The organism is Acetatifactor muris, from assembly GCF_024623325.1.
GTDB lineage: Bacteria > Bacillota > Clostridia > Lachnospirales > Lachnospiraceae > Acetatifactor > Acetatifactor muris.
In genome coordinates this window covers 202,181-211,129 of the sequence record NZ_JANJZD010000009.1, presented here as the reverse complement: position 1 = coordinate 211,129, position 8,949 = coordinate 202,181, and the positions used below count along the sequence as shown (strand labels likewise).

Below are 8,949 nucleotides of genomic sequence, written 5' to 3'. Positions count from 1 at the left end.
ATGTCACTAAGAAGGAAGCGGTTTAACATAAGCTTTGCACCGGCACAGTTTATCGAAGAACTGATGAAAATTTAAAAATCCGCAATTTAGGATTTGAGTGGGAGTAAACATTCATGCGTTTGTCGTGGTTTTTTTCTGAACATCATTGACAGTGAGGTATATTTCCGTTAATATTAACATATAAATAAGTCAGTGGTATCACTGATTGGGCTGGTCGAAAGACCCTGGTCCACCGAACGGCGGGGAATTTCCCCGCTATTTTTGTTAGGGAAATCTGAGAGGGATGAAGGAAATAATCTATGGCTGAAAAGATTTTAAGTGTTTTTATAGATGAATCGGGCGATTTTGGGCCATACGATTTTCATGCGCCATTTTATCTGGTTGCAATGGTTTTACATAATCAGGATGTGGATATTAGCAAAAATGTTGATGATTTGGAGAGTCATTTGGCGAACATCGGATATAAGCAGCATGCCATCCATACAGGACCGCTGATTCGCAGAGAATCCGTTTATGCTAATGACCTTATGGAAGAAAGAAAACGCCTTTTTAATGCATTATTTAATTTTGCCCGTAAATTGGATTTCCGATATGTTTGTGCCAAAATAAGGAAAGATGAATGTCCGGATGTAATTACTTTAACAGCGAGAATATCAAAAGCGATTGCAGGAATACTAAAGGAACATCAAAATTTTTGGGAGCAGTTTAACCGCATTATAATCTATTACGACAATGGGCAGATTGAGCTTACCAAAATTCTGACTTCTGTTTTTAATACGCTTTATGCCAATGTAGAGTTCCGAAAAGTTAAGCCTGTAGATTATAAATTGTTTCAGGCGGCTGACCTGATTTGTACGATGGAACTGCTTGCGGAAAAAGCAGAGCCCAATTCATTTTCAAAATCGGAACAGGAATTTTTTGTTCAGTACGAGACTTTAAAAAGAACTATCTTAAGCCGTTATTGAAGAAACATTTATAGGGAGCAGATGTGTTAGAATGGAAAAGGATATACTGGATTATGCGAAAGACGGTAGATTGACAGAATCGTCAGACGGAAAGCGTTATGAATGGCGCAAAATGATTGATGAGGTAAAAGCGTTAGGCAGGCCGCTTATGGACGAGGAGGCCGAGCAGTACCGGGTAAAATAGCATTGGCGTAGCAAAAGCGCAATTTGTCGATTTGTCGAACCGCAAATTGGGGTGGGGTAAAAGGGGTAAACATTTTCAACCCGGGGTAAAAGTCATCAAAATTTAACAGCGGCACAGGCGGCTATCAATAATTGATGCCATAGGAATTTGAGTACGATTTGGCGAAAGTATAAAGAAATGGCTTGAAATCAAGGGATTTTGAGCGTAGAGGGGTTCACCGGAGCGGCTGGTGGGCTCCTCTTTTTTGCGTTTTGGGATAGGGCTGTGAATATGGCGATAAGGAAATATCGGATACAATTTGGCGAAACCCCGGACTTTTGCCAAAAAGTATGGTTTTGCCAAATTGTATAGGGTTTTGCCAAATAGTATAAGGGTTTCGCTAAATTGTCTGAAAATGCTGTTGAAATTTGGCAGATAAAGTGCTAACCGCCGCTATGGGAAATCGCCCCATATGCGGCGTTCTGTCATTTTCCCCCACACTGGATTATTAACTTGGCAGTTGGGGAGGTCAGAGGTAATAGGCGGATGGCCTTATCGGATGAAAGGCGAAAAATATTAGACCAAAAAAATGAAAAATCTGCGATTCACGTAGCCAGATTAACCATTCACGAAGTAGGCGTTAGAAATTCCCCTATTTTTTCCGATAAGTTAGTTGAAGACTGGAGGTGGCGGACACGGTAAAAATTGCAGTATGTGATGATGAAAAAAATATAAGGGGCTACCTTGTTTCACTCATCAAAAAGCAGGGTACAGAATGCAGCATTACGGAATATGCCTCTGCTGACGAGTATCTGGCGGATGGGAAAGAACACGATCTGGTGTTCTTGGATATAGAGATGGGAGACTCCGGCACGGAGCTGGACGGTATGGGGCTGGCAAGGCATATCCGGGGCATGGATGCACGCAGGCAGCCAATCATCATATTTGTCACGGGCTATGAAAAATATGTCTATGACGCCTTTGACGTAGGGGCGTTCCAGTATCTGGTGAAGCCCGTGGATGAACAGAAGTTTTCGGGGGTGTTTGGCCGGGCAGTGGGGCAGATTTTATCCGAAGCAGAACAGGGAAAGAAAAAACTTGTGATCCAGTATGGCGGCGAGGGAAAAGCCATACCGCTGAATGATATTTATTACATGGAGAGCCGGAACCATAATATCGTCCTGTACCTGAAAAGCGGAAATATAGAGTATTATGCAAAAATCGGTGACCTGGAGGAAGAACTGGCGGGGCAGTTTTACCGCATCCACCGGGGCTATCTTATCAACCTTTTCCATGTGGAAGGCTACGATAAGACAGAGGTAAGGATGGCGAATGGGGATAAACTCCTGCTTTCAAGGTATAAGTATGACGGCTTTGTGCAGGCATATATGGATTACATTTCGGAGGAAAGCCTATGAGCCAGTCAGGATTTGAAATGGCCAATAACATATTGGATATGTGGAAGATAATCATACAAGCCATAATGTTCCTTGTTTTGTGGGCGACAGCTTTCAATGTAAAGAAGGGGAAAAGGGATGGCATTGCGGCAGTCATATTCATGCTTGCAAATATGGGATTATGGTTTCTGCCATGTGCATCATGGGTCAGGTATGCCGTTTTAGCTTTGGCAATATTGGGATATGGGGCAGTGAATTATAAAAAACAGATTGGCAAAGCGGTCTTCGTGATACTTGGCTTTTATAACCTCCACTGCCTGAGCTTTCTGATAGCAAATAGCATTTATATAAAAATAACAGACATGATGATGAAGGATTTGGATGCTTTATCGGGGAATTATCAACAGCAGGTGTACCATTGCATAGCAGTCGGGATGGCTTTATCTGTTTTCCTTTATACGGCATTATTTGTGGCGATGACGGTCATTCTGCGCAGTATCATCAAAGGGACGGGCATAATGGCATGGCAGGACGTATTCCTGCTTTCCGTGTTGAATTTTGTGGGAAGCCTGATTGCAGGTGTGGTAAGCGGCCTGTTGATTGTAAATATAGGAAGCGGTGCGTTTATCCTGTTTGATGAAAAGCCGGATCTGCTATGGAAGGTTCCCATGATAGCAGTCTTCATATTTGCAGGGGAAGCCGCACTGATCTATTTCTGGCAGAGATACCGTATTCTGCTTGATGAAAGGCAGAAGCATTTTGTGGAGGAACAGCAGGTCAAAGCCATGAAAAAGCGGCTGGAGGAAGCAGAGAATTTTTACGGCAGTATCCGGAAGGTGCGCCATGAGATGAAGAACCACATGGCGAACATCAAGGGGCTGGCAGGAGCCGGGGAGTACGGGGAGATTGAGGATTATGTCCGGCGGATGGATGAGACCATGCAGGAGCTGGAGTATAAATATGTGACGGGAAATGCGGTGACGGATGTCATCATCAATGACAAATGCCGCAGGGCGGAGAAAGCGGGCATCCGGTTTGAAGCTGATTTCCGGTACGGCGGGGAAATCCCGGTATTTGACATGGGGATCATACTGAACAACCTTCTGGATAATGCCATAGAAGCCTGTGAGAAACTGGAGCCGGGAAAGGGATTCATAAGCCTTGTCCTGAAACGGAAGAAACAGTTTTTACTGCTGGATGTGGAGAACAGCTTTGACGGGGCTGTGCCTGTGCAGGTGCGTGGCGGCTCGGCACCGCCTACAACGAAACAGAGTACCCTGCCCGGAATCATCACGGAGCATGGAATCGGGCTTTCCAATGTGAGGGAGATGGCAGAGCGGTATTTTGGTGGTGTAAACATAAAAGTGAAAGGGGATGTATTCCATGTGACGGTCATGCTGCAGCAGGGGGAGGTGGAAGCGGAAAAGAATAAGTAACAGGATGCTTTTAACTGAAAACAAAAAATGGAGGATTAGAAAATGGCAATCAGCGGAGTAGGACAGAATTATTATCAGAACAATGTGGCAACAACGAAAAACACAAAAAATGTGAATGGCACGGAGAAATTTGCATTGGAGAAAACAGGCGAGACAAAGGAATTATCGGAAGCGGAAGAAATGGAATTATTCAAGAAGGAATTCTATGAAGACCTTTCCAAGATAACAATACATAAGACATTAAACAATGTTGCTATCAATATTTCAGAAGCAGGGTTTAAGGCTATGAAAGATGACCCGGAATACAGGGAAAAAATCCTTTCATTGCTCAAAAGGGATTTGGGGAGTTCGCTGGCGCCAAGAAACTGTTCTGGAGTGTTTACAGTTGGCGCAACAATAAAAGAATATCGGGGCGATTCGTGGCCTGTCGGTTATGATTCGGAATTTTATGCCCGTTCTGGGAACAGTTTTTTTAAGAAGACAAGTGAAAAGAAAGACAGGCAGAAGGAGATTCTGGAGGAATATCTGGAAAAGAGGGCGCAGACGAAAAAACAGCAGCAGGAAATATTGAATGAAAAGATTGCAAAGGCGGAGCAGGAGAGAAGCAGGCTGTCGCAGTCATGGAGCAGTGAGAGGCAGATGGCAGAAGCGGCAAATACTTATGACGCCAATGTTATGACGGAAACTGCCACGGGCAGTGCTTCCCTGCTTGGCTGATGAAGGGCATTATGCCCGGACTTACCATAAGGGGGCATGGGCGGCTCCGAATGACAGAAGGGCCACCATTCAAAAATTTTTAAGGAGGATGATTATTATGGCAATTTCAGGAGTAACGGATTACACAAACACTTATGCGGGGTACACAAATTCCGCAAAAAAGGCAGAGGAAAGTGTAAAAACAAGTACGGTGGAGCTGAAAACTCCAACCGGCGGAACCAAAACGGAGCAGATCAAGACGGGTTATAGCAATGTGAATGATTATTCCAAATATTTGCAGGGCAAGTACAGCTATATGAATACGGGGACTACCTCAATGCAGGGTGTTCCGACAACAGTATCTGTATCGGGAGCATTCTTAAAGAAGTGTATGAATGACCCGGAGAAAGCTAAATATTTGGAGGAAAATCTGGCGGCTATTCCCGATAGCGTTAAATCGCTTTGTAACTCTGTGAAAATGGCACCGGGTAGTCCTGTAGTGACCTATGCCACTTATAAGATAGATGATAATGGTAATATCTCCATGATGAGCGGCAGTACAAACGATCCGGATGGGAAAATAGCCAGAGAGAACGCTGAGAGGAAAGCAAAAGAAAAGAAAGAGCAGGAAGAAAAAGCGGCTAAAAGGCGGGAGGAGAAAAAGGCAGAGGAAGAAAAGGCCGCGGAAAGACGGGCAGAAAGGAAAGCGGCGAATGAAGCAGCGGCAGATACAGACGGATATACCGTAAGCGCCACAGGCACGGATATAAAAGCTGTTACGCAGAAAGTTATAGCAGCATCTTTGGGTATGTCTACGCCCGCAGGAGCAGGTTTTGATATAAAGGCGTAAATAATCCTTACATCCGATTCCGCAGAGGCGCATAAACCCTTGCCCCTGCGGAATGCCCGGACTTACCATAAGGGGGCATGGGCGGCTCCGAATGACAGAGGGGTCGCCATTCAAAATTTTTTAAGGAGGATGATTATTATGGCAATGGAGATTACAAACAATTACAGTAGTTACGTAGCAAGCTACACCGACACTACGAAGAAGACAGACAGCAAGGCGGCATCGGAGGTAAAGACAAACACATCAACAAACAGCAAGGATAAGGTGCAGGCATATTACGAGAAATTGTGCAAGAAGTTCCCTAACATTACTTTTAATACAGGTAGTGGTCTTATGAGCGGAAATGAAAATAAAGTGGTAATAAATCTTTCCAGCGAATGTTTAAAGAAAATGGCAAATGATCCAGAATTTGCTAAGAAAGTAGAGTTTAATTTAACTGGTGCAGTTCCAGGACAAAATAGAATGTTTGCACAAGCCAAAGCTGATAATGCAGTGATACATGGTGTTACAACTGTAATAGATGCCGATGGGAATGCTTCCGTTACTTGTGGTGGTATGACAAGAACAAGTGGTTCAAAACAAAATTCAACTACACTGAATACGGAAAAGAAGCAAAAAGAAAGATTAGAGAAAAAGCGAGAGGAAAGAAAAATTTTAGAAGAAAAGGCGACTAAGAGACAGGCGGAAAAAAGGGCAGAGAAGAAGGAGCAGATGGAAAAGTTGATAGAAGACAGAGGAGCAGATACGTTCACGGTAACGGCTACAGATACCGATGTAAAAAGCGTTACGCAGAACCTTATAGCTGCAATTTCTGGTACATCAGTATCTACGGGAGCAGGTTTTGATATAAAGGCGTAAATAATCTTTACACCCTATTCCGCAGAGGCGCAGAAACCTTTGCCCCTGCGGAATGCCCGGACTTATTGCGAGAGGGCATGGACGGCTCTGAACGACAGAAGAGCCGTGATATTAAAATAATTGGAGGATATTGGAAATGAGCATAAATGGAGTAGGACAGAATTATTATCAGAACAATGTGACGGTAACGAAAAGTTCAAAGAGTGTAAACAACACAGAAGAAACAAGCGGTATGCGGGAATTATCGGAAGCAGAGGAAATGGCGGCATTCAAAAAAGAATTTTATGCCGAACTTGAGAGGATACCAAGGGATAGAACAATAGCAAATGTGGCTGTTAACATATCAGAAGAAGCATTTAAGAATATGAAAGATGATCCAAAGTACAGGGAACAGATGTTATCTGTGATTAGGCGTGATATGACGGGTTCTGTTGCTCCGGCCCCGGATTGTTCTTTGGTAATTACAGTAGGAGCTACAGCTAAAGACTATAGGGCTGATGGATGGTCAGTTAATAATGATTCGGAATTTTACGCGCGTTCTCAGGACAGTTTTTATAAGAAGACGAGTGAAAAGAAAGACAGGCAGAAGGAGCTTCTGGAGGAATATCTGGAAAAGAGGGCGCAGGCAAAAAAACAGCAGCAGGAAATGTTGAATGAAAAGATTGCAAAGATGGAACTGGAGAAAAGCAGACTGTCGCAGTCATGGAGCAGTGAGAGGCAGATGGCAAAAGTGGCTGATGCATATGATGCCAATGTTATGATGGAAACTGTTGCGGGCAGTGCTTCTCTGCTTGGCTGATAAAGGGCATTATGCCCGGACTTACCATAAGGGGGCATGGGCGGCTCCGAATGACAGAGGAGCCGCCATTCAAAATAAAAATTTTTAGGAGGACAAAATTATGGCAATGGAGATTACAAGCAATTACAGCAGTTATGTAACAAGTTACACTGACAGTACGAAAAAGGTGGATATGTCTGGGAACGGTATGCTGACACATTTATCACAGATGATGGTGCAGCGCGCTGAGAACTGGATGAACGGCATCGGCGGGACAAACGATATCCTCGGAAGCACAGTGCAGTCAGCAATCAGGGCAACGGAACAGGCACTTTATGATTTAGACCATCCGCTTTCCCCGGACAGCGTAAAAAGCATTGAGGTGCAGAGACAGCAGGTGAAGGAGAGAGCATTTTATCAGTTGTTTTTGGTAAAACTGGAAGGCTGCTTATAAAGGATTATGATAGATTAACACCAATGCCCCACAGAGGATAAGCAGGCATCCCTGTTTTCCGGCAGATTGGCAAATCGGGGAGCAGGGGCGGCTTTGGTGGATGGCGGGGAGTAAAAGGAGTGGAGAAAGTATAAATGAATATTTTTCTTAATAATCAAATTAGGCGGAATCAGACACTGCTTGACATTATGTTTGGCAGAAAGGTACAGAACACAAAAACTAATAAGAATATGCAGTCCGGCAGGAGGGATACCGTCACCATAAGTAGCGAGGCGCAGGAACTGTCCATGAAGAAAAGCATATCGGGCAGGACGCGGAACACAAGCGTAGATAGCACGATTGACCTGCAGAAATATATAGATGATGCCAGGGAAAGCAATCGCGCGGCATTGGAAAATGCGGGTAGTGAGATTGATGTCAATGCTGTTACATACACGGACAGTTCCGAAGCATTCCGGGCGGCACTGACGGATAAATATTCAAAACTGGCGGCAGAGGCAAAGACGCATTCCAACCCAGAAGAATATATCTACGGGAAATATTATGACAAAGGCTCACAGTATTATGAAGCGAATCTGACAGAAACAGAGCGCCGGATTGCCTATAACTATGAAATGCAGATGTATAAGGACGGAAAGATAAACGGCGTAAGTTATCAGGATTCCCTTTTCAGGGGAATTGAGATATACGGGGATGTGAAGGATAATGACAGGATCATGTTTAAACGCCAGACTATAAACAGGCAGATATCCAATATCCTGTCGGGCGCGGGGATTGACACTGCAGGGATTCCGGACACCTGCTCTTTTACGGTTGATCCATACAGTTATTATATTTCAGTCGATGGCGTGGACGATTCGCTTAAGCAGCCAATGGAACAGGCGCTCAATCAGGGGAGCAATGGGAAGAACCTGTATAAGCATATCCTCACCTGCTCTACGCAGGACGGGTGCAACAGTTCGCAGGTTTCTGCGGATTCCAAGTTGAAGTTTCAGGCATTCCAGCAGGTGTATGAATATATCGGGCTGAAACTGAATGAACTGGATGAGAGGGGCGGAACTTATTATACAAAGGACGGAGAGGACATAAAGGAACTGGTCAGGACAGCAGTGGATAAGTCAGGCACGGTTCCGTGTGATTACAAGGCGCAGGTAAAGCAGTGGATATGCGGGATGATTTCAGAGATTTCCGGGAAGGGCTGGAACAATGTGGCAGATATGAATCTCAGCATACTCTTCCAGTCGGGCAGGCTGATTGACACGAAGCAGTCCATCGTTTATGCACAGGACAGCGAATGGATCAAGGACACGATAGGTTCCAGTTGGTACAGCGTGACAAATAAGTGATGAAAA

At 44.4% G+C, this 8,949-nt stretch carries 10 protein-coding genes; all 10 read left to right on the top strand.

The features are described 5' to 3' along the window. Nucleotides 1-299: 299 nt before the first annotated feature. The 10 genes from NSB25_RS10890 (at nt 300) to NSB25_RS10845 (ending at nt 8,943) form a co-directional block, all read left to right on the top strand. Nucleotides 300-965, top strand: a complete 666-nt coding sequence (locus tag NSB25_RS10890) for a DUF3800 domain-containing protein (RefSeq protein WP_103239334.1) — start codon at nt 300-302, stop codon at nt 963-965. A gap of 31 nt (nt 966-996) precedes the next feature. After that, nucleotides 997-1,149: a hypothetical protein gene (locus tag NSB25_RS10885; RefSeq protein WP_172455050.1), complete on the top strand. Its 153-nt coding sequence runs from the start codon at nt 997-999 to the stop codon at nt 1,147-1,149. A gap of 665 nt (nt 1,150-1,814) precedes the next feature. Further along, complete coding sequence (locus NSB25_RS10880) at nt 1,815-2,546, top strand: LytR/AlgR family response regulator transcription factor (RefSeq protein WP_103239335.1); 732 nt, start codon at nt 1,815-1,817, stop codon at nt 2,544-2,546. After that, nucleotides 2,543-3,961 (top strand): sensor histidine kinase, encoded by a 1,419-nt coding sequence (locus tag NSB25_RS10875; protein WP_103239336.1) that lies wholly within the window; start codon nt 2,543-2,545, stop codon nt 3,959-3,961. The genes NSB25_RS10880 and NSB25_RS10875 overlap by 4 nt, the downstream gene beginning before the upstream one ends. Nucleotides 3,962-4,003: 42 nt before the next feature. After that, nucleotides 4,004-4,678, top strand: coding sequence for a hypothetical protein (locus tag NSB25_RS10870; protein WP_103239337.1), 675 nt, complete (start codon nt 4,004-4,006; stop codon nt 4,676-4,678). A gap of 97 nt (nt 4,679-4,775) precedes the next feature. Then, nucleotides 4,776-5,507 carry a DUF6033 family protein gene (locus NSB25_RS10865; RefSeq protein ID WP_103239503.1) on the top strand — a complete coding sequence of 244 codons (732 nt, stop codon included), beginning with the start codon at nt 4,776-4,778 and terminating at the stop codon, nt 5,505-5,507. 138 nt (nt 5,508-5,645) lie between these two features. Further along, nucleotides 5,646-6,365 carry a DUF6033 family protein gene (locus tag NSB25_RS10860; protein WP_103239338.1) on the top strand — a complete coding sequence of 240 codons (720 nt, stop codon included), beginning with the start codon at nt 5,646-5,648 and terminating at the stop codon, nt 6,363-6,365. A gap of 136 nt (nt 6,366-6,501) precedes the next feature. Continuing rightward, complete coding sequence (locus tag NSB25_RS10855) at nt 6,502-7,164, top strand: hypothetical protein (protein ID WP_103239339.1); 663 nt, start codon at nt 6,502-6,504, stop codon at nt 7,162-7,164. Nucleotides 7,165-7,264: 100 nt separating this feature from the next. Then, complete coding sequence (locus NSB25_RS10850) at nt 7,265-7,597, top strand: hypothetical protein (protein WP_103239340.1); 333 nt, start codon at nt 7,265-7,267, stop codon at nt 7,595-7,597. 134 nt (nt 7,598-7,731) lie between these two features. Further along, complete coding sequence (locus tag NSB25_RS10845) at nt 7,732-8,943, top strand: DUF4885 family protein (RefSeq protein ID WP_103239341.1); 1,212 nt, start codon at nt 7,732-7,734, stop codon at nt 8,941-8,943. Nucleotides 8,944-8,949: the final 6 nt, after the last annotated feature.